Here is a 21465-nt window from a genome sequence, read left to right on the forward strand (position 1 = left end):
ACTGTACATTTAAATTGATTATCATACCTTTAAGACACATAAACTTATTAATAGTCACCCTAAGTATTAAATTGAAGGTCGTTATTATTTGTATAAAAAATAAGTTTATCGTAACATTACATTTGTAAACACTACTCAATGCAAAAAGACGACAACATTTCAGAGTTAAAAACCGACAAGCAATCTATTATTGAAAACACCGAATTAAACATTTGGGAAGCCCTAATTCCTGTAATTATTTTAATGGCATTACTAGCTTACAATATTTTTTTTGCTGAAGGAGAAATGTTAGGAGCTTACTCAAATCAACTTATATTAATAATTAGTGCTTTGATCGCTGCAGGGGTTGGGTTATTTAATAAAGTAAGTTTGAAATTAATGCTTAAAGAAGTTTGGGAAAACCTAAAGAGTGTTTTTATCCCAATTCTACTACTGCTTTTAGTTGGTGCTTTATCTGGAACATGGCTTATTAGTGGCGTAATTCCAGCCATGGTATATTATGGGTTAAATGTTTTAAATCCGTCTATATTTCTTCCGGCCTGCGTAATTATTTGTGCTTTAGTTTCAATTTCTACCGGAAGCTCATGGTCTACTTCGGCCACTGTTGGTATTGCCCTTGTTGGTATTGGTAATGTTTTAGGAATTAATCCAGGAATCATCGCTGGAGCCGTTATTTCCGGAGCTTATTTTGGAGATAAAATGTCACCTTTAAGTGACACTACTAACCTCGCCCCTGCTATTGCTGGAACCGATTTGTTCACCCACATTCGTTACATGTCTTTAACAACCGTACCTACTATTTTGGTTACGCTTATTGTGTTTGCAATTTTTAGTGCAACCGCAGAAACTACAGGAAATGCAGATGTTAGTAACTTATTAAATACAATAGCAAGCACCTTTAAAATAACACCATGGTTATTTTTTGTACCAGGAATTGTTATTGCTCTTATTTTACTTAAAATAAAACCATTATACGCATTAGCTTCTGGAGTTATTGTTGCCGCAATTTTTGCATTTATATTTCAACCAGAAATTTTATCTGCCCTAAACGCATCGAAATTAAACGCGGTAATCACCTCAATTTTAACCGATACCCAAATAACAACAGAAAACGATAAGCTTAACGAATTATTTTCGGCTGGGGGCATGAACGGTATGTTATGGACTATCTTCTTAATAATTAGCGCTATGATATTTGGTGGTGTTATGGATGGTATTGGAGCTTTAGCTCGTATTACCAGAGTTTTGCTATCTGTAGCCTCCTCGATATTTGGGTTATTTGCAAGTACGGTATTTAGTTGCTTAGGATTAAATGCCATTGCTTCAGACCAATATTTAGCCATTGTAATTCCTGGTAAAATGTTTAAAAAAGCATTTGAAGATAAAGGATTAGCTCCCGAAAATTTAAGTAGAACTCTTGAAGATTCTGGTACTGTAACCTCAGTATTAATTCCTTGGAATAGCTGTGGTGCATACCAAAGTGGTGTTTTAGGGGTTGGAGTTGGCGAGTATTTTGCTTATGCTATATTTAACTGGTTAAGTCCGTTTACCACATTACTTTTTGCAGCATTAAAAATTAAAATAAGAGAAATAAACAACTTTAAATAAACAGCTATTTTAACGCTAAAATTGTTAAATTTATAATTTAACTAGACAATAATTTAACACTTCACAAATTAAGAGCTAAGTTTTTATTGGTATTTCTAAAACCTATTGTTACATAAAATTTAATAATTATAATTTATTTTTAATCGATACTTCTTCACATAGATTTGTATTAAGAAATTAATTAAAAATACAATATATTATGTCTTTAGTAGGAAAAAAATTCCCAGATTTAAACGTTGATGCCATGAACGACATGGGCGACACTTTTAAACTAAATGTTTTAGAAGAAGCTGTAAACCACAAGAAAAAAGTAGTATTATTTTGGTACCCAAAAGATTTTACTTTTGTATGTCCTACAGAATTACACGCTTTTCAAGCTGCTTTACCAGAATTTGAAAAACGTAACACTATAGTAATTGGTGCATCTTGTGATACTCCAGAAGTACACTTTGCTTGGTTAAACACTGCCAAAGATAACGGTGGTATTGAAGGAGTAACTTATCCTATTTTAGCAGATAGCAACAGAAACTTATCTAGCATTTTAGGTATTTTAGATATTACCAAAGAAACGTTTGACGAAGAAACTAATACTGTACAAGTTGAAGGTGATAACGTAACTTACCGCGCTACTTACATTATTGACGAAGATGGTTTAGTACAACACGAAAGTATTAACAACATGCCTTTAGGTAGAAATGTTGGTGAATATTTAAGATTAGTTGATGCCTTAACTCACGTTCAAGAAAAAGGTGAAGTTTGTCCTGCTAACTGGGAAGAAGGTAAAGAAGCTATGAATGCTAACCGTAATGGTGTTGCCGAGTATCTTGCCGCTAACTAATAACACAAAATAGTTATGATTAAAGAATTAGATCAAGATAATTTACCTGACTTAGTTTCAGGAAATGATACCGTAATTGTTCAATATTCTGCCACTTGGTGTGGAAACTGTAGAATTATGAAACCAAAGTTTAAAAAACTTGCTACAGAAAACGAAAACGTAACTTTCGTTATTGCTGATGCTGAAAAATTTCCAGAATCTAGAAAATTAGCTACCGTTGATAATTTACCAACATTTGCAACGTTTAAAGGAGGTTCTTTTGTAAACCAAGTGCAGACAAATAAGTTTGACGTTCTAAAAGATTTAGTTAATGAAGTTACCAGTAATTAAGCAATTAACACAGTTTATTGAAGAGAACGATGAAGATTACGTTTTAGAAACTATTGATACGCTTGAAAATTTAACCGAAGTATCTTCACTTAAAGATGAAGAATTAGACGTTATTGGCGAGCTAATATCTAATATGTACGGTGCCATTGAAGTTAACAAAATGATAAAAGATGGCAAACCTAAAAAAGAGGCTTTAAATAATTTTATGTCTCGTGTTTTAGGATCTATTGATAAATAAAAATTAGTACTTTAAATTGTTAAAGCCACTTAAATGTAAAATTTAAGTGGCTTTTTTTATGCATACAGTTTTTAAAGCTTATAACAGGTTGCATTCTATTTAAACTAAAAAAACATAATTATTCTTAATGATGTTTCAAACCATAAAACATGATGTTTCAAACCATAAAGCGTCCTTAAAATAAATGAAATGAAACCCATAAAATCAATATTGTATTATTTTGATAAGTTTCATTTAAAAACAAACAAGCCACTTAATTACTTAAGCGACCTTTATTAATTATAAACACAATAGTATTTTAAAACACATCATTGACAACCAAATTACTCATCGGATAAAAGATCTATAATTGGCGTAAATTTCTTTTCTTCGGCATACTGCAACGCTGTTTTACCATCATTATCAACAATGGTTTTATCTGCATTATTTTTCAGTAAAATTTTCACCACATCGTATTGATTATACATGGCAGCAAAAATTAAGGCAGTTGCTCCGTTAGAGTTTTTAGCGTTTATATTAGCCCCCTCCTCCAATAAATAATTTACCAAGTTTACACTACCTTTAAAAGACACACCAATTAAGGCGGTATTTCCGGAAGCATCGGTATCGTTTAAATTTGCATTTTTTTCAACTAAAACTTTTACAATATCTTCTTTATCAAAATACGATGCTAAAATTAAAGGTGTAAACTCACGAGCATCTTTTACGTTTACCAATTCTGGATTTCGTTGTATTAGTTGATAAATGGCAGGAATATTTCCACTTTGTATAGCGCTAAAAAAACTATTTTTATCATCCATATCGTTATACATTTATAAAATTAGGCCGTCTAAAAAGTCACATTTTGTCAATCTGAACTTGTTTCAGATTCTGAAATCAATTCAGAATGACAGGTTTTGCACTTCTTAAACAGCCTAACTACATTTTTAATAAAAATTAAATATCAAATCTATTTGCATTCATAACTTTGGTCCAAGCTGAAACAAAATCGGTAACAAATTTTTCTTTATTATCATCTTGCGCATAAACCTCGGCATAAGCACGTAAAACGGCATTTGAACCAAATACTAAATCTACTCGTGTTGCGGTATACTTTTGCTCTCCTGTTTTACGATTTACAATGTTATAGGTGCCATCACCATTAGGTTTCCAATCGTAAATCATATCGGTTAAATTAACAAAAAAGTCGGTAGTTAAAGCACCTTCATTTTCTGTGAACACGCCATGTTTAGTGCCACCATAATTTGTGCCCATTGCACGCATACCTCCAATTAACACAGTCATTTCTGGTGCAGTTAAGCCCATTAATTGTGCTCTATCTAGCATCATTTCTTCAGAACTCACTACATAATCAGCTTTTTGCCAGTTCCTAAAGGCATCAGCAAAAGGTTCTAGAGACTCAAAAGATTCTACATCGGTCATTTCTTGAGAAGCATCTCCTCTCCCTGGAGAAAACGGAACACTTACATCCATTCCTGCATTTTTAATTGCTTTTTCTACACCTACATTTCCTGCTAAAACTATAGTATCTGCAACACTAATATTGAATTCTTCAGCTATTGGCTCTAAAACAGAAAGTACTTTTTGTAATTTTTCTGGTTCGTTACCTTCCCAACTTTTTTGAGGCTCTAAACGAATTCGAGCACCATTAGTTCCTCCTCTAAAATCAGAACCTCTATAAGTTCTTGCGCTGTCCCAAGCTGTTGATACCAATTCTGAAATACTCAAATTAGTAGCTGCAATTTTGTCTTTAACTGCGTGAACATCATAATTGTAATTACCTTTTGGTACAGGATCTTGCCAAATTAAATCTTCTTGTGGAACATCTGGACCAAACCAACGATCTTTAGGTCCCATATCGCGATGCGTTAACTTAAACCAAGCACGAGCAAAAGCATCAGAAAAAGCATCAAAATCGTTCATAAATTTCAATGAAATTTCTCTGTAAATAGGATCCATCTTCATAGCCATATCGGCATCAGTCATCATTGGGTTATGCCTAGTTGTTAAGTCTTCTACATCGACTGGCTTGTCTTCTTCTTTAATATCAATAGGTTCCCATTGACTTGCTCCAGCAGGACTTTTTCTAGATTCCCATTCATGATTAAATAACATTTCAAAGAAGCCATTATCCCATTTAGTCGGATTCGTTGTCCATGCGCCCTCTAAACCACTTGTTACCGTATATCTTCCTTTTCCTGTTTTTGTAGGATTAGCCCATCCTAAACCTTGAGCCTCTACATCAGCAGCTTCAGGATCTGGACCTAAAATACTTGCATCACCATTACCGTGAGTTTTACCTACTGTATGTCCGCCTGCAGTTAAAGCTACAGTTTCTTCATCATTCATGGCCATGCGTCTAAAGGTTTCACGAACTTGTTTAGCAGTTTTTAACGGGTCTTGTTTACCATTTACTCCTTCTGGATTTACATAAATTAATCCCATTTGAACCGCGGCTAATGGATTTTCCATAGTTTCTGGTGCATCCACGTTAGCATAACGCTCATCGCTTGGTGCTAACCACTCTTTTTCAGCCCCCCAATACACATCTTTTTCCGGATGCCAAATATCTTCACGGCCAAATGCAAAACCATAAATTTTTAAACCCATACTTTCATAAGCCATGGTTCCTGCTAAGATAATTAAGTCTGCCCAACTAACTTTATTACCGTATTTTTTCTTTATTGGCCAAAGTAAACGCTTAGCTTTATCTAAACTAACGTTGTCTGGCCAAGAATTTAATGGCGCAAAACGAATATTACCAGCACCACCGCCACCTCTACCGTCGGCCAATCGATAAGAACCTGCGCTATGCCACGCCATTCTTATCATTAATCCACCGTAATGCCCCCAGTCGGCGGGCCACCAATCTTGGCTATCTGTCATAAACTCATGAAGATCTTTTTTTAATGCCTCAACATCAAGTTTTTTTAACTCTTCTTGATAATTAAAATCTTTTCCTAAAGGATTTGTTTTTGTATCATGCTGATGTAAAATATCTAAATTTAAACTATTTGGCCACCAGTCTGTAACTGTTTTTTCTGTAGTTGTAATGGCGCCGTGCATAAAAGGACATTTCCCTGAAGAACCCGATCCATTTAATTCTTGATTTTCTTCATGGATAGAACCTGAAGAATTGTTAGTTGATTTTCCCATGTGTAATGCTTGTTATTTTAATTAATTAACATTGACTAAACAATAATTATTTAGCCTTCTAATTGAAATATTCTGATAATTTAGACTATATATTTAGAGTAATCGAAATTTCACTTTATAAAATTACAGAATAACCAGCTGAAAAATGTTAAAATTTTATTTTAAAAAACTATACAATAATCATTAATATTTATAGTGTTTCAAAAAATTATAGCTTTAAACTATTACACATAATTCCTTTATTTAAATTTGCTAATTCTAAAAAAAATATTAGTTATACTTATTTGTCCACACGACATCTATAATATTAATAGTTCATGCACCCCTACCATTTTAGTCCATCACATAACCATATTTAAATTTTAACATCCGTTAACAATATAATAGCAACACAACCATTTATTATTATTACTTTTATAAAAATTAAATACTATATTATGGCAACAGTAACCTTAAAAGGAAACGCGATAAACACCGTTGGAGAACTTCCAAAAATTGGGTCTAAAGCACCGGATTTTATGTTAACAGCAACAGATTTATCTACAAAATCGTTAAGTGACTTTAACGGAATTAGGTTAATTTTAAATATTTTCCCAAGTGTAGATACGGGTACATGTGCACAATCTGTTAGACAATTTAACACTGAAGCTAGCGAGCTAGAAAACACAAAGGTACTTTGTATTTCTAAAGATTTACCATTTGCCCAAGATCGTTTTTGTGGTGCTGAAGGATTAGACAACGTTATTAATTTATCTGACTTTAAAACTGGAACTTTTGGTAAAGATTACGGTGTGGAATTTATTAATGGCCCATTAGAAGGTCTTTTATCTAGAAGTGTAGTTGTACTAAACGAATCTGGCGAAGTAATACATACTGAGCAAGTAAGTGAAACCGTTGATGAACCGAACTACAAAGCTGCATTAGAAGCTCTTTATTAAAATAGTTGATGCAAAAAAAAGAGCCTTTTATTATAAATCGCTTAAAAAGTGTCGGTTATGCATTTAAAGGCATGATGCTACTGCTAAAAACCGAAGCTAGTATTAAAATTCAGTTTGGAATTGCTATACTAGTTACGGTTTTTGGTTTTTATTTTAAAATTTCTACCAACGAGTGGATTGTTCAACTTCTTGCTATTGCTCTTGTAATGAGTACTGAAGGTATGAACACCGCTGTAGAAGAAATAGCTAACTTTATACATCCAGAACACCATAGTAAAATAGGTTTAATAAAAGATATAGCAGCTGGAGCCGTATTTATAGCTTCAGTTTTTGCAGTAATTATTGGCCTTATTATTTATGCACCAAAACTTTTTTAAAAGTCGCAATCTCACCTCAAACCATTACGAATTTAAGTTTATATCTATCTTTCGAGATATTGCCGCGCAATTTTTCAAAATAAAGTTTCGTTAACGTTAGTAATTTGTATTTTTGCTCAAACTAAAACCATTAATGGCTAAGCGTAAACCCAAAACTAAAAAAACACCTAGTAAAAAAATTAAAGTACCTAGTTTTAAACTATCTAACCAGCAAAAACTGGTTTTAGGTAGCTTTTTGGTTATTTTTGGTATTATTCTTTGTATTTCATTTATCTCTTTTTTCTTTACAGGTGAAGCAGACCAAAGTAGTCTTTCGAATTTCACAAATAGAAATATCGAAACCAAAAACTGGCTTAGCAAAACCGGTGCTTGGTTAAGTAATCTTTTTATTCATCAAGGTTTTGGAGTTGCTTCATTTATATTTTCCGGACTAATTTTCTTGTCTGGAATTTACGTTTTAATGAATTTAAACAAGGCCAAACTTCGAAAACATTGGTTTTGGGGCACTTTAATTGTTATTTGGCTCTCTATATTATTTGGTTTTTTTAAAAACCAAATGGATGTTCTGGGTGGTACCGTAGGCTTCGAACTCAATTCATTTTTACAAGATTATATTGGTAAGATAGGCACCTCTCTACTACTTTTGCTTGGATTAATCTCCTACTTAGCCATTCGTTTTAAAGTAACTTTCGAGAGCATTTCAAACTTATTTAAATCGGCAAAAAAAGATTTAAAAGATGAATTTGAGGATGCTAATAATGACACTATAATCCCTGTGGATAATAATTTATCTGATGAAGCCGAAGCTTTTAAAGAAGCTTTCGAAATTAATTTAGATAATAAACCAGAACTTAAACCCGAGCCAATTCCAGAACCTGGTAAGGTTGTAAAAACAGAATCTATTTCGGCACCTTTAGAAGTTAATGTTGCTGAAGCTGAAGAAGAGGAAGAAATTGAACCAGAACTGGAAATGGAAGTTAAAACAGTAATTGATGAAGATGCTGAAAGAAAAAATCTAGCCAATAAATTGGTTGAAGATTTTGGTGAATTCGACCCCACATTAGAACTATCAAAATACCAGTTCCCTCCGCTCGATCTATTAAAAAGATACAACACCGAAGGCATTACTATAAACCAGGAAGAACTAGAAGCCAATAAAAATCGTATTGTAGATACTTTAAGTAATTATAAAATTGGTATTGCAAGTATAAAAGCCACCATTGGGCCAACCGTAACACTTTACGAAATTGTACCAGATGCAGGAATTCGAATTTCAAAAATTAAAAATTTAGAAGACGACATTGCGCTTTCGCTTTCGGCCCTTGGTATTCGAATTATAGCACCAATCCCTGGAAAAGGAACTATTGGTATTGAAGTACCAAACACCAATGCCACTATTGTTTCTATGCGATCGGTAATTGCGGCTAAAAAGTTTCAAAGTTCCGACATGCATTTACCTATTGCACTTGGTAAAACCATTAGTAATGAAACTTTTGTTGTTGATTTAGCAAAAATGCCTCACTTGCTTATGGCAGGTGCAACAGGCCAAGGTAAATCGGTTGGGCTTAATGCTATTTTAACGTCTTTACTTTATAAAAAACATCCTGCCGAGGTTAAATTTATTCTTGTAGATCCTAAAAAAGTAGAATTAACGCTTTTTAATAAAATTGAACGCCATTACTTAGCCAAACTACCAGATAGTGAAGAAGCCATTATTACAGATAACACTAAGGTAATCAACACCTTAAATTCGCTTTGTATTGAAATGGATAACCGTTACGAACTGCTTAAAAATGCTATGTGTCGTAACATTGTTGAGTACAATAAAAAGTTTAAAGACCGAAAGTTAAACCCAAACGATGGGCATCAATATTTACCTTACATTGTTTTAGTAGTTGATGAGTTTGCCGATTTAATAATGACTGCTGGCAAAGAAGTAGAAACTCCAATTGCTCGTTTAGCTCAATTAGCTCGTGCCATTGGCATTCACTTAATTATTGCAACGCAACGTCCGTCAGTTAACGTTATTACTGGTATTATTAAAGCAAATTTCCCTGCAAGAATTGCATTTAGGGTAACTTCAAAAATAGATTCACGTACCATTTTAGATGGCTCGGGAGCCGACCAACTTATTGGTCGTGGAGACATGCTTTATACACAAGGTAATGATTTAATTCGTGTACAATGTGCCTTTGTTGACACGCCTGAAGTTGAAAAAATAACCGACTATATTGGAGCCCAAAAAGCCTATCCTGATGCTTATTTACTTCCGGAATATGTAGGAGAAGAAAGTGGCACAAGTCTTGATATAGACATTGCAGATCGCGATAAACTGTTTAAAGATGCCGCCATTGTAATTGTAACTGCCCAACAAGGTTCGGCCTCGTTGTTGCAACGAAAACTAAAACTAGGCTATAATAGAGCCGGTCGAATTATAGATCAATTAGAAGCTGCAGGCATTGTTGGCCCGTTTGAAGGCAGTAAAGCACGCCAAGTTTTAATACCCGATTTAATTGCATTAGATCAACATTTAGAAAACGAAATTTAATTAATAAAAAACAATGAAAAAATTTATAACATTAGCCTTACTTACACTTTCAATTTCGGCATTTGCTCAAAATAATGGCAAAGCACTATTAAACGAAGTTTCAGAAAAAGTAAAAAGTTATAATAATATATCGATAGACTTTAAATATACCCTTGAAAACATCTCAGAGAACGTTAAACAAGAAACCAAAGGCGATGTAATTATGCAAGGTGATAAATACCGATTAAACATTTTAGGAGTAACCCGACTTTTTGATGGCAACAAACTATACAGCATTAGTCCTGAAGATGAAGAAGTAACCATTTCTGCAGAAACTGACGATGATGGTAGCGCTATTACACCAAGTAAAATGCTATCTTTTTACGAAGAAGGCTATACTTATAAATTAGATATTGAACAAAATATTAATGGGCGCAAAATTCAATATGTAAAATTAATACCTATTGATTCTAACTCCGAAATTAAAACCATTCATTTAGGTGTAGATTCTAAAACGAAAAACATTTACAACCTTATTCAATTAGGTAAAAATGGAACAAAAACAACATTAACGGTAAATTCATTTAAAACTAACACCCCGTTATCAAAAACCTTATTTACCTTTGATTCTACCAAATATAGCGATTATTACATCAATAATTTAGACTAACTTTTTAGTGAAAATTTTAGATCGTTACATATTAACAACGTACCTACGTACATTTTTCAGCGTGTTTACTATACTCATGCTGATTTTTATATTACAAACTGTTTGGCTTTATATTAGAGAGTTGGCTGGTAAAGACATGGACATTGTTATTATTGGCAAATTTCTGCTTTATGCGCTTCCTAAATTAATTCCATTAGTTGTTCCGCTTACCATTTTATTAGCTTCCATTATGGTTTTTGGTAGTTTTGCCGAAAATTATGAGTTTGCTGCCATGAAATCTACTGGTATTTCATTGCAACGTGCTATGTCAGGCTTGAGCGTATTTATTGTAATACTTGGTATTACTACATTTTTCTTTGCAAATAACGCCATACCTTGGGCGGAATTAAACTTTTACAATTTACGCCGAAACATTGCTAAATTAAAGCCATCTATGGCTATTGCAGAAGGACAATTCAATCCTATTGAGTCAACACCATACAATATAAAAGTGAGATCAAAACACGGTGAACGCGATCAATTCTTAAACGATGTTATTATACATGTAAAAGGATCTAAAAATGAAAATGCAACTACCATAATTTCAAAAGAAGGCGAACTAGCAAGCGAAAAAGATTCTAATGTTTTAAAATTAATATTAACCGACGGTTATTATTACAGCGATGTATCTCCTGAAAAAAGAAAAGACCGCGAAAAAAAGCCGTTTGCAAAAACCAAATTCGAAACTAAAATTATAAACATCGATTTATCGGAATTAAACAATATAGATATCGATGAAAAGTCTCAAACCGATAAATACAGTATGCTTAATGTCTCAGGATTAAACGAATCGATAGACTCGCTTGGGGAAAAAGCAAAACGCGACTACGAAATATTTGCCAAGAATTTACACCAGCGTTCCAGCTTATTACTACCTAAAAAAATCACAACGGCTAATAACAATGTAAACCCCACAGATTCGACCTATTTAGGCAACCTTCTGGATATTTATAATACAAAGAAAAAGCTTCAACTCATTGAAAATACTATGCGTACACTAGCGAGTCCGCAGCAAATAATAAATTCTAAAGAAACCAATTTAAAAGTTCAAAACGAAATTTACAATCGACATATTATTTCATTGCACGAAAAATTTGCATTGGGTTTTGCCTGTATCATACTGTTTTTTGTTGGGGCTCCATTGGGAGCACTTATTCGTAAAGGTGGTATAGGTTTACCAATGGTAATCGCTATTTTACTGTTTTTAACTTATCATTTTATAGGAATTTTTGCTACCAACAGTGCTAAAAAAGGTGGTTTCAACCCAGTTTTAGCGCCATGGTTTTCAACATTAGTCATGTTACCTTTAGGTGTATTTTTAACTAAACGGGCTACAGCCGATAAAGGCTTATTCGATTTTGATAGCATTTTAGATCCGCTTAAAAAAATATTCAAAATAAAAGAGAAAAATTCGCACGATTATAAATTTTTAAATTCTCAAAAAAATAACGAATTAATCGATATTATTAACAATTATGAAGCTTTAGGTCACGACGAAACTTGCCGACATGAAGCCTATAAAGTGCTCATTTCACGCGGTAACGATTTAGACGACATAATCGAAAAGGGTTTAATTATAAAGCCAGATTATAAAGTTTCAGAAACATTAATAAGGCAATCGTATAATCCTCATGCTAAATTTGCAATATCCTTATTTATTGTTGGTATTGCGCTTTTAGTTCTTCATTTTGTATTTAAAAATAATAAGTTACCATCTGTGGCAACAGCTTCCATTCAGTTAAGTATTATGTCTCTTATTCTATTTATAATTTATTATTTAAAATCCTTAAAAGATTTATTTTCGTTTTACCGCTTCATTAATAAACCTCGTAAAAAACCAGCACTTATTTTAGTAATTATAGGCTTTCCGTTATACTTTATTTCTCATCTATTGTTTAAAGAAAAAGTAAAAGAAGACTTAAAGTTAAATTATTTAGAATCTTTAAAATAAGTAATATCTTTGCAACATGTTAGCAGAACCTATGACACAAAAAAAAGCTTCAAAATTTAAGTTACATTCTATTCAAGAAGCTATTGATGACATTAAAAATGGCAAAGTAATTATAGTTGTGGATGACGAAAATCGTGAAAATGAAGGCGATTTTGTAGCGGCAGCAGAAACCGTAACACCACAAATTATAAACTTTATGGCCACTCATGGTCGTGGTTTAATTTGCGCTCCTTTAACCGAAACCCGTTGTAAGGAGTTAGAGCTTAACATGATGGTTAACAACAACACCGACCCAATGGAAACGGCCTTTACAGTTTCTGTAGATTTAAGAGGTGGCGGTGTAACCACAGGAATTTCTGCAAGCGATAGAGCAAAAACTATAGAAGCTTTAATTAATAAAAACACTAAACCTTTTGAATTAGCACGTCCTGGACATATTTTTCCTTTAGTTGCAAAAGAAGGCGGCGTTTTACGTAGAACAGGCCATACCGAAGCGGCTATTGATTTTGCTAGATTGGCAGGACTACAACCCGCTGGTGTTATTGTTGAAATAATGAATGAAGATGGTAGTATGGCACGACTACCTCAACTTATGGATGTTGCCAAAAAACTAGATTTAAAAATAGTTTCTATTGAAGATTTAGTAGCTTACAGAATGCAACACGATTCTTTAATTGAAAAAAAGGAAGATTTCCAGATTGAAACTCGTTTTGGTAGTTTTAGACTTCGCGCTTACCAACAAACCACAAACAACCAAGTGCATATTGCCTTAACAAAAGGAACTTGGAACGACAACGAAGAAGTCTTAACTCGTATAAATTCCAACCCAACAAATAACGATGTTTTAGGAGCCATTACTAGCAATGTTGACGCCCAACTAAATAATATGTTCAAGGTTATAAACAACGAAGGCAAAGGCGCCATACTATTTATAAACCAAGAATCGCAATCGATGAATATTTTAAAGCGATTGCAAACTTTAAAAGCACAACAAACACCTAATCAAATTACTAATGCTCCAAAAATTAGTATGGACGCTAGAGATTTTGGTATTGGTGCACAAATACTACACGATTTAAACATTCACAAACTAAAACTATTATCAAATAGCCAACAAACCAAACGTGTTGGTTTAATTGGTTATGGATTGGAGATTGTTGAATATGTAAATTATTAAATCTAGCCCCTAATTACTAAAATGTGTTTATAAAAAGAGAAAGGGAAGCAAACTTTCCTCCCAAAAAATTGTTGCTCCCCTTTTCAGGATTGATTAATAGCATCTTTGTTAATCCTTTATAATTTCAATAGATTTGATGACTTTATTATTGTGTAAAACATGTAATATGTAAACGCCTTTTTTTAAATGATCTATACTCATATATAACTTATCTTGGCTGTTATCCTTTGGAGATTCAATCATTCTAGAACGTGTACTATTTTTTACTTTTATAAAGGTACAAGCAAAAGCCATTAATGAATACTACCATTGTTTCAAATGATGCAACAAATGTCACAATAGTTGATTATAAATAATTTACAAACAAAAAAAACAGTGTTTTATTTAGAAGAATATTTGCTTGGTGTACAGTTGTAAACCGATTTAAAACATTTAATAAAGTAAGAAGGCGTATTAAAACCAACCTGATATGCCAATTCTGAAACCGTTACACCCGGATGCTTTTTTAAAATATTAACAGCCAATTGCAATCGTTGGTTCCTAATAAACTCCGAAGCACTTAAACCAACCACAGCTTTTAATTTTCGGTGTAATTGTGTTCTACTCATTTGCATGGTACTTTTAAAAGCTTCAGCTGTAAAACTTGGCTTTGTTAGGTTATCGTCGACCACTTGTTTTAAGCGTTTTAAAAATTCAGTTTCGGCCGATGTTACCTTAATATCTGGAGGAACAATTGAAAAATTATTAAGAAAATGATTTTGAAGTGCTCTTCTATTTTCAATAAGTTTTTCAACTCTTAATTTAAGCTTTTCACTGTTAAAGGGTTTGGTAATATAGGCATCGACTCCGGTTTTTAAACCTTCAATTTCACTTTTATCTCCAACTTTTGCAGTTAATAATATGATTGGAATATGGCTTGTAATTTCGTTATATTTTAAAGTGTTACATAAGGAAATACCATTAGTTTCGGGCATCATAATATCGCTAATTATTAAATCTGGCTGATGCTTTAAGGCCTTTTCTATTCCTATTTTCCCATTGATTGCTTCAATAATATTATAATCTGTTTGGAAAATGGAAACTATAAATTTTCTAATTTCTGGTTCGTCTTCAACAATTAATAAATCTGGTTTTATAGACTTTTCATTTTTAGAAATTGAAATGTTATTTTCGGTTGAAGGCGCTTTAGTTTCCTCAATAATTTCTGAAGCTTTAAAAGCCGATTTGTTAATAGGCATGGTTATATTAAACTGAATTTTATCTTTAGCAATACTATTCGCAATAATGCTTCCGTGTGATAAGTTTATTAATTCTTTCACTAAAGCTAAACCAACCCCAACGCCTTCTGAAGCTTCATTATCCTGATAAAACCTCTGAAACAATTTACCCAAATCGGTTCGAGAAATATCTTCATTGGTATTGGTAATTGAAAACACCAAATCTTCATTTTGCCTATTGGCATTTAAAACCACTTTACTTTGCTCTGGAGCATATTTTATGGCGTTAGACAACAGATTTGAACTTATTTTTTCAATAACATCGGTATCGTACCAAGCAATATCTAAATTTTCTATTTTGCTTTCAATTACAATCCCTTTTTCTAAAGCTTTATAACTAAAAGCCGCTACAATTTGTTTTAAAAGCACATTTAAATTCCCTGCTTTTACTTTTAATTGCCCTTGCCCAGAATCGATAATAGATAAATCGACCATTTGGTTAACTAAGCCTAACAATCTATTGGCATTTTGTTTTATTAACTCTAATTCGTTTTTATCGTGTTCGGTGAGTTCTTTTTTCGATAATTGTTTATCTAACGGGCCTAAAATTAAGGTTAAAGGCGTTCTAAACTCATGCGAAATATTGGTGTATAATTTGGTTTTAAACTCATCTAGTTTTTTTAAACGCTCGGTTTCGGCGTGTTCTAGTTGTAATTGGGTTTTTATTTTCCATCGCCAATTTAAATAGCGATAAACACCTAACAATGCTAATACGATTAATACTAAATAAAATATTTTAATCGTATTTGTTAAATACCAAGGTTTTAAAATAGTGAAACTAAAATTAGCTGGTTCGTTATTCCAAATACCATCGTAATTACTAGATATAACTTGAAAGGTATATTTACCTGGTTCTAAATTGGTATAATGCGCAAAATTCACACTTTTTGAATCAATCCAATTATCATCATAATTAAAAACCCTGTATTTAAACGAATTTCGTTCGGGTTGAGAAAAATGCAAACTCGAAAATGTAAAAGTTAAAGTATTTTGATTGTGATTTAATTTGGTGTTTTTCACCATTGGATGCTTCTTTGAAAACACTTCGAAATTGGATATTATAGTTTTTGGCTTTACCGTATTGTAAGTAAGCTTTTCGGGTGTAAACCAATTAACACCATCTAATCCACCAAAATATAAAACACCATTTTTACCTTTATAATAAGCACCAGTATTAAACTCGGCATTTTGTAACCCATCAAAGGTTGTAAAAGCTTCAAAAGTATTGTTTGAAACATCGAACTTACACAAACCATTATTTGTACTTAACCACAAATTATTAGTTTCATCTGGCAAAATACCATACACTACTTGGTTGGGCAAACCATCATTTAAACCATAAACTGTTACCGCTTTAGTTTTTAAATTATACTTTTTTAGTCCAGAACCAAGTGTACCAACCCAAAGCGTATTATTTGAAACATATAACGACTTTATTTTATCGTGAAGTGTTTCAATTTTATCGATTTTATTAGTTTTTATATTTAATTTATAAACCCCAGAACTCTCTGCTCCTAACCAAAATATACTATCGTTTTCTAATTCGGCAGTTCGTATATTATTTTCCTGTAAATTTGAATTGTTGCTGTTATAACTTTTAATAACACCTTTTTCTCTATCAAATAATACCAGACCATGACGTTCTGTTGCTAGCCACCGTTTTGTTTTAGTTATTGGAATTATTTTCCAAATGGTATAATCTTTTATCTCATTAAAAAAATTAAAACGCTCGACATTTTCTAATGAATTTAAACCGTAACCTTGGTGGCCAACCCACAATTCATCTTCGTAATAATTTAAACTAATTACCCTATTACTCGCAATATTTGAGTTGCTTGTTGTTAAGGTTTTATACTGCCCAATTTCGTCATTAAAATAAGTTAATCCTTTGCCAGAAGTACCAATCCAGAGATTATCGTTTTTATCGGTTACCAAACTTCTAACCATATCGACATTAACCTCGTTAGACACTTGGTTGTTGGTAAGTATATTAAATTTAATAAGATGTTGATCATAAAAACTAGCGCCTGTTCCGTCGGTTCCAAACCAAACTAAACCTGTAATATCCTCGTATAAACACAAAATATCGTTGTAATGTAGTGCAAACGGATTGTTTTTATTGGCCTTAAAATTAGTGACCGTATTTTCCTTTAAATTTATATAATAGGCACCATTGCCATAGGTTACAATCCATAAATTGTATTTCGAATCGATTAAAAGATCTTCAATATTTAAGTTACTAGGAAGGTTTTCATGTTTAAAAGCTGTAAATGCCGATTGATTTTTAGATTTATAAAACAAGCCCTTTCCAAAAGAACCGAGCCAAATTGTTTCATTATTATCTTGGGCTAAAGCACTAAAATTAGCACTTGCATTTGAAGCCACCGAAACGTTTTTATACCTGTTATTTGTAGAAACCTGAAACAATGCGCCTTCGGTTGCAACAAATAATTTATTTTGAAACTCTGCAATTTCATAAACCGTTTTTAAAGCATCTTGATTTTTAAAAACCTGAAGGGTATCTTTTGTTTTCACATCAATTTTGACAAGTCCGCTATTGTACGAGCCAATAAAAAGATTTTTTTCGGAATCTTGGAAAACCGTACTTGCTTTAAAATTAAGTTTTATGGGTTTAAAGTTATCGGTTTGAGGTTGGTATAATTCTAAATTTCCAGAATGGGTAATAATCCACAGTCGGTTTTGTTTATCGATATAAATTTTACCAAGGTTACTAAAAGTTGCTCTGGTAATATCTTCGAACTGCTTGTTATATTGTTTAAAATCGCGTCCATTGTACTTATTGAGTCCGTCTTGTGTGGCAAACCACATGTAGCCAATAGAATCTTGAGCGATACTAATAACGCTATTTTGCGAAAGACCTTGCTCTACATTTAGCTGCTGGAAAGCCATTTGTTGTGTTTGCCCAAATGCAAGCATTGACATTAACAACAGAAAACAAAGTCTAAATTTTAGCATAGCATTGACACTTAACTATATAAAGTTAACCAAATGCTAACAGATAAAAAATTATTTTAAAACAGTAGCAATTACTTTGGCCATTTTTTGGGCTCTAGTTTTAACCTCCTCTTCGGTCCAAGATAATTTAATTAAGCAAGAAATATTTCGTCCTATAAAATGATCTGATTTTTGAAAAGTCGCATTTTCTAAATACTGTAACCCTGTTTTTACTTCTTGGGTAATTGGGAAAAGGGATTTTAAGTTTTTTAAATGATCCCATTTACGGATGTAGTGCCAGTTATTATCGAAATAATTCCAACAAGCATCGATACCACCGTTTTTAAAACCTTGAATTACTTTTCTAGATACTTCTAAATCGGGTAAAAAGAAATTGAAAAAAGCACCACTTTCTTCGCCACCAGATGGAACGGTTCGTAAAGTAACTTGTGGCAAAGCGCCAACCACTTCTTGAAATATTTTAAGGTATTTACGCTGAATTTCTAAAAACTCTGGTAAACGCTTTACTTGCGCTAAACCAACTGCTGCATGAAGTTCTGAAATCCGAAAATTATAGCCTAAAAACGGATGCGTTTCTGCTCCGCGATCGTTGCCAACATGATCGTGACCATGATCGCTATAATGATCGGCGTTGGTATAAAAGTTCTCATTATTTGTAATTACTGCCCCACCTTCGCCACAGGTTATTGTTTTTACAAAATCGAACGAGAAACAACCTAAATCCCCAATGCTTCCTAATGGTTTGTTATTGTAAGTTCCACCAATTGCTTGACAAGCATCTTCAACTAATAACAAATTATTTTTTTGAACGATATTTTGTAAAGCTTCCATATTGCCCATACTACCACACATTTGCACCACCATAATGGCTTTTGTTTTTGGTGTAATGGCTTGCTGTACTGCTTCTGGATTTAAACACAGTGTATCGTCGATATCAACCAATACAGGAATAGCACCAAGCATCATGATGGCTTCAAAACTAGCTACAAAGGTAAATGTTGGCATAATTACTTCGTCGCCCGCTCCTACGCCTGCACTTGCCAATGCTACACTTACTGCAGCGGTTCCGCTAGATACTAATTGCACATGCTTGGATTGAAATGCTTTTGATAATTCGGTTTCTAGTTCTTTGGCTTTCCAATGGCCTTTTCGCATGCCATCGAAACCATAGCGCATTAGTACGCCGTTATCTAACACATCGTTTACTTGTTGTTTTTCTAATTCTCCAAATAGTTCAAATCCTGGCATGATGTTTTTATTTTGTTGGTAGCTGCGTTAGGGATTGAGGCTTTGTTGGAGCTACTCGCAGAGAGCGACTGCCGAAAGCCCGACCCTTGTGGTAACGCCCAAATATTTTAAATTTCTATTACAGTTTCGTTTATTGGTTTACGTACTTTTTTAAGGCTTGCAAATAGATCGTCTTGATCGCGAATACCTACGGGAAGTAGTAAAACCGATTTTAAGCCTCTTTGCGATAAGCCTAAAACACTATCGTATACTTCAGGAAGGAAGCCTTCCATTGGGCAAGCATCGACCTGAATACCGGCGCAAACGGTCATTAAATTACCTAGTGCAATATAAGCTTGGTTTTTGGACCATTGCTGGCGCTCTGTTTCCGACATTTTCTCGATGGTTGCAATTAGGCCGTCTTGATATGGCTTTAAAATGTGGTCTGGTGTGTTACGGACTTGCTTTATATTTTTATAATAATTTATAACATCTTGTGCCGTTATGTTTTCTTGTATGCAAATTACTAAAAGGTGCGATGCATCGGCCACTTGTTTTTGATTGAAAGCGCTTTCGACAAGTTGTTCTCGCAATTTTTTATTTTCTACAACTACCATTGAAATGGTTTGTAAACCATAGGAGGTTGCGGTTAAATTGAAGGCTTGTTTTAAAATATCGAGCTGTTCTTGCGATATTTTTTTTGTGGCATCGAATTTTTTTGTGGCATAACGCCAGTTTAATTGCTTAAGAATATCCATACATTATTTTATAGCTTAGCAAAAATAACATTTGATTAATTTATTTTACTAAAAATGCGATAAAATTGCTGACATATTGCGAAAAAAATATTTTTAAAAAAAAGTGCTATTTTATTTGAAAGAGTAAAAAAAGGACTTTATATTTGCAGCCGCATTAAGGAAATACCTTATTAGGCACTCATGGAGAAATGGCAGAGTGGTCGAATGCGGCAGTCTTGAAAACTGTTGAGGGTCACACCTCCGGGGGTTCGAATCCCTCTTTCTCCGCAAAAACCTTTACATTACTGTAAAGGTTTTTTTATTTTAGAGATGTTTTAAACTTATTTTAAATAGATAAATTCAAATAAAACTTTTAAAATTACTTATGTTGTTTATGGTTTTATTGATAAAGATGATATTAATTTTACGTCTTTTCTGTAAACAAAAAGACCTACAATTTGCATTGTAGGTCTTTTTTTAAAGGTTATTTTAAACCTTTATTACTTTTTATCGGTACTTGACGGTTTATGCGTTTTTAGCCATTCCTGTCCTTCTTTGGTTAAGAAAAAATCCATCCACATATAGTTCATTCTTTTGTTTTCCTCAACTTTTACCCAATGACTAGATCCTATAGGAATGTGCAATAAAGCAAATTCTTTTAATTGAACCGAGGCATCGTCTGCAAACACCGTAATATCGTTATCGGTTAAACCTAAAAATAACTGATCTAACATAGGATGCTTATGCGCTCCTACTTCATCTGGTCCCATAGCTTCAACAGTACCCAAAGATACTCTTGGTACAATATCGGCAGGTAAAACCGTTCGACTTGTTGTATTAGGACTTTTTATTTTTTCGGTATATGGTTCGCAATCAATAAAACGCGTATAAAATAACTTGTATTTATTTTCGGAAGGAAAACTAGCTAAATCCGATTTGTCTTGACTTGATAATGTTTTAGTAAACTTTACAAAATGCAAAGTTTCGCCGTTAGGCACGTTAATTTCAACTTTGTTAAGGTTGTCCATTGGAATTGCAATAGACTCTGGATTCACAGTCTTAACAATAGTATCGGCTTTTATAACAGCATTACCTTTTAAGAATAAAAACATCGTAACATTTTCTTGCGTAAAGTTAACCGTTTGGTTGGTTGGACCAACAAATGCAAAATGCTCAATTTTGGTTTCTGCAATTTCATCAATTAACAAATCTTCCGAAAATACTTGTTTTCCTTCTGGAATGTTCATATTAAGATTTTGAACTACAATATCTGGTGATGAATTACAACACAAAACTACAACTGCACAAATAGCAACTAATAGCTTAGAAATGATAGACGACGTTTTCATAATTAATTATTTTCTTAAGTCTTTAATAATGCTTAATGCACTAGCAACTT

General features: G+C 33.0%; 17 protein-coding genes and 1 tRNA gene. 11 read left to right on the plus strand and 7 right to left on the minus strand.

What is annotated here, in order from left to right:
* Positions 1-138: 138 nt before the first annotated feature.
* From PW52_RS13620 to PW52_RS13635, 4 genes are all read left to right on the plus strand, one after another.
* On the plus strand, positions 139-1608 hold the full coding sequence (locus PW52_RS13620) for a Na+/H+ antiporter NhaC family protein (RefSeq protein WP_044633521.1): 1470 nt from the start codon (positions 139-141) through the stop codon (positions 1606-1608).
* Between the two features lie 199 nt (positions 1609-1807).
* Positions 1808-2446: a peroxiredoxin gene (locus tag PW52_RS13625; protein WP_044633522.1), complete on the plus strand. Its 639-nt coding sequence runs from the start codon at positions 1808-1810 to the stop codon at positions 2444-2446.
* A gap of 15 nt (positions 2447-2461) precedes the next feature.
* Positions 2462-2776, plus strand: a complete 315-nt coding sequence (locus PW52_RS13630; protein ID WP_044633523.1) for a thioredoxin family protein — start codon at positions 2462-2464, stop codon at positions 2774-2776.
* Complete coding sequence (locus PW52_RS13635) at positions 2757-3014, plus strand: DUF6952 family protein (RefSeq protein ID WP_044633524.1); 258 nt, start codon at positions 2757-2759, stop codon at positions 3012-3014. The genes PW52_RS13630 and PW52_RS13635 overlap by 20 nt, the downstream gene beginning before the upstream one ends.
* A gap of 323 nt (positions 3015-3337) precedes the next feature.
* Here PW52_RS13635 and PW52_RS13640 read toward each other — a convergent pair whose 3' ends face one another.
* Both PW52_RS13640 and katG read right to left on the minus strand, forming a co-directional pair.
* The gene (locus PW52_RS13640) at positions 3338-3814 is read right to left on the minus strand and encodes an ankyrin repeat domain-containing protein (RefSeq protein WP_044633543.1); all 477 of its coding nucleotides are present in this window, start codon (positions 3812-3814) and stop codon (positions 3338-3340) included.
* A gap of 136 nt (positions 3815-3950) precedes the next feature.
* Positions 3951-6080 carry a catalase/peroxidase HPI gene (katG, locus tag PW52_RS13645; RefSeq protein ID WP_240475189.1) on the minus strand — a complete coding sequence of 710 codons (2130 nt, stop codon included), beginning with the start codon at positions 6078-6080 and terminating at the stop codon, positions 3951-3953.
* Between the two features lie 527 nt (positions 6081-6607).
* Here katG and tpx point away from each other — a divergent pair.
* The 6 genes from tpx to ribB all read left to right on the plus strand — a co-directional run bounded on the left by tpx (position 6608) and on the right by ribB (position 13849).
* On the plus strand, positions 6608-7108 hold the full coding sequence (gene tpx / locus PW52_RS13650; RefSeq protein ID WP_044633526.1) for a thiol peroxidase: 501 nt from the start codon (positions 6608-6610) through the stop codon (positions 7106-7108).
* Between the two features lie 8 nt (positions 7109-7116).
* Entirely contained in the window at positions 7117-7485 is a 369-nt protein-coding gene (locus tag PW52_RS13655; protein WP_044633527.1) for a diacylglycerol kinase family protein, read from the plus strand.
* 133 nt (positions 7486-7618) lie between these two features.
* On the plus strand, positions 7619-10033 hold the full coding sequence (locus PW52_RS13660) for an FtsK/SpoIIIE family DNA translocase (protein WP_044633528.1): 2415 nt from the start codon (positions 7619-7621) through the stop codon (positions 10031-10033).
* 13 nt (positions 10034-10046) lie between these two features.
* Positions 10047-10682, plus strand: a complete 636-nt coding sequence (locus PW52_RS13665; RefSeq protein ID WP_044633529.1) for a LolA family protein — start codon at positions 10047-10049, stop codon at positions 10680-10682.
* 7 nt (positions 10683-10689) lie between these two features.
* Positions 10690-12672, plus strand: coding sequence for an LptF/LptG family permease (locus tag PW52_RS13670; RefSeq protein WP_082050918.1), 1983 nt, complete (start codon positions 10690-10692; stop codon positions 12670-12672).
* A 31-nt stretch (positions 12673-12703) separates the two neighbouring features.
* On the plus strand, positions 12704-13849 hold the full coding sequence (ribB, locus tag PW52_RS13675; RefSeq protein WP_044633544.1) for a 3,4-dihydroxy-2-butanone-4-phosphate synthase: 1146 nt from the start codon (positions 12704-12706) through the stop codon (positions 13847-13849).
* 108 nt (positions 13850-13957) lie between these two features.
* Here ribB and PW52_RS13680 read toward each other — a convergent pair whose 3' ends face one another.
* The 4 genes from PW52_RS13680 to PW52_RS13695 form a co-directional block, all read right to left on the minus strand.
* The gene (locus PW52_RS13680; RefSeq protein WP_044633531.1) at positions 13958-14143 is read right to left on the minus strand and encodes a hypothetical protein; all 186 of its coding nucleotides are present in this window, start codon (positions 14141-14143) and stop codon (positions 13958-13960) included.
* Between the two features lie 86 nt (positions 14144-14229).
* On the minus strand, positions 14230-18102 hold the full coding sequence (locus PW52_RS13685) for a two-component regulator propeller domain-containing protein (protein ID WP_044633532.1): 3873 nt from the start codon (positions 18100-18102) through the stop codon (positions 14230-14232).
* 51 nt (positions 18103-18153) lie between these two features.
* Positions 18154-19350, minus strand: a complete 1197-nt coding sequence (locus PW52_RS13690; protein ID WP_044633533.1) for a DegT/DnrJ/EryC1/StrS family aminotransferase — start codon at positions 19348-19350, stop codon at positions 18154-18156.
* 107 nt (positions 19351-19457) lie between these two features.
* Complete coding sequence (locus PW52_RS13695) at positions 19458-20087, minus strand: NAD(P)H-dependent oxidoreductase (RefSeq protein WP_044633534.1); 630 nt, start codon at positions 20085-20087, stop codon at positions 19458-19460.
* 182 nt (positions 20088-20269) lie between these two features.
* Here PW52_RS13695 and PW52_RS13700 point away from each other — a divergent pair.
* Positions 20270-20354: transfer RNA gene (locus PW52_RS13700), tRNA-Ser, on the plus strand.
* A 212-nt stretch (positions 20355-20566) separates the two neighbouring features.
* Here the strand turns inward: PW52_RS13700 and PW52_RS13705 are convergent.
* Positions 20567-21415 (minus strand): hypothetical protein, encoded by an 849-nt coding sequence (locus PW52_RS13705; RefSeq protein ID WP_044633535.1) that lies wholly within the window; start codon positions 21413-21415, stop codon positions 20567-20569.
* Between the last annotated feature and the right edge of the window lie 50 nt (positions 21416-21465).

This window comes from Neotamlana sedimentorum (assembly GCF_000943565.1).
In the GTDB taxonomy this organism is placed as follows: domain Bacteria; phylum Bacteroidota; class Bacteroidia; order Flavobacteriales; family Flavobacteriaceae; genus Neotamlana; species Neotamlana sedimentorum.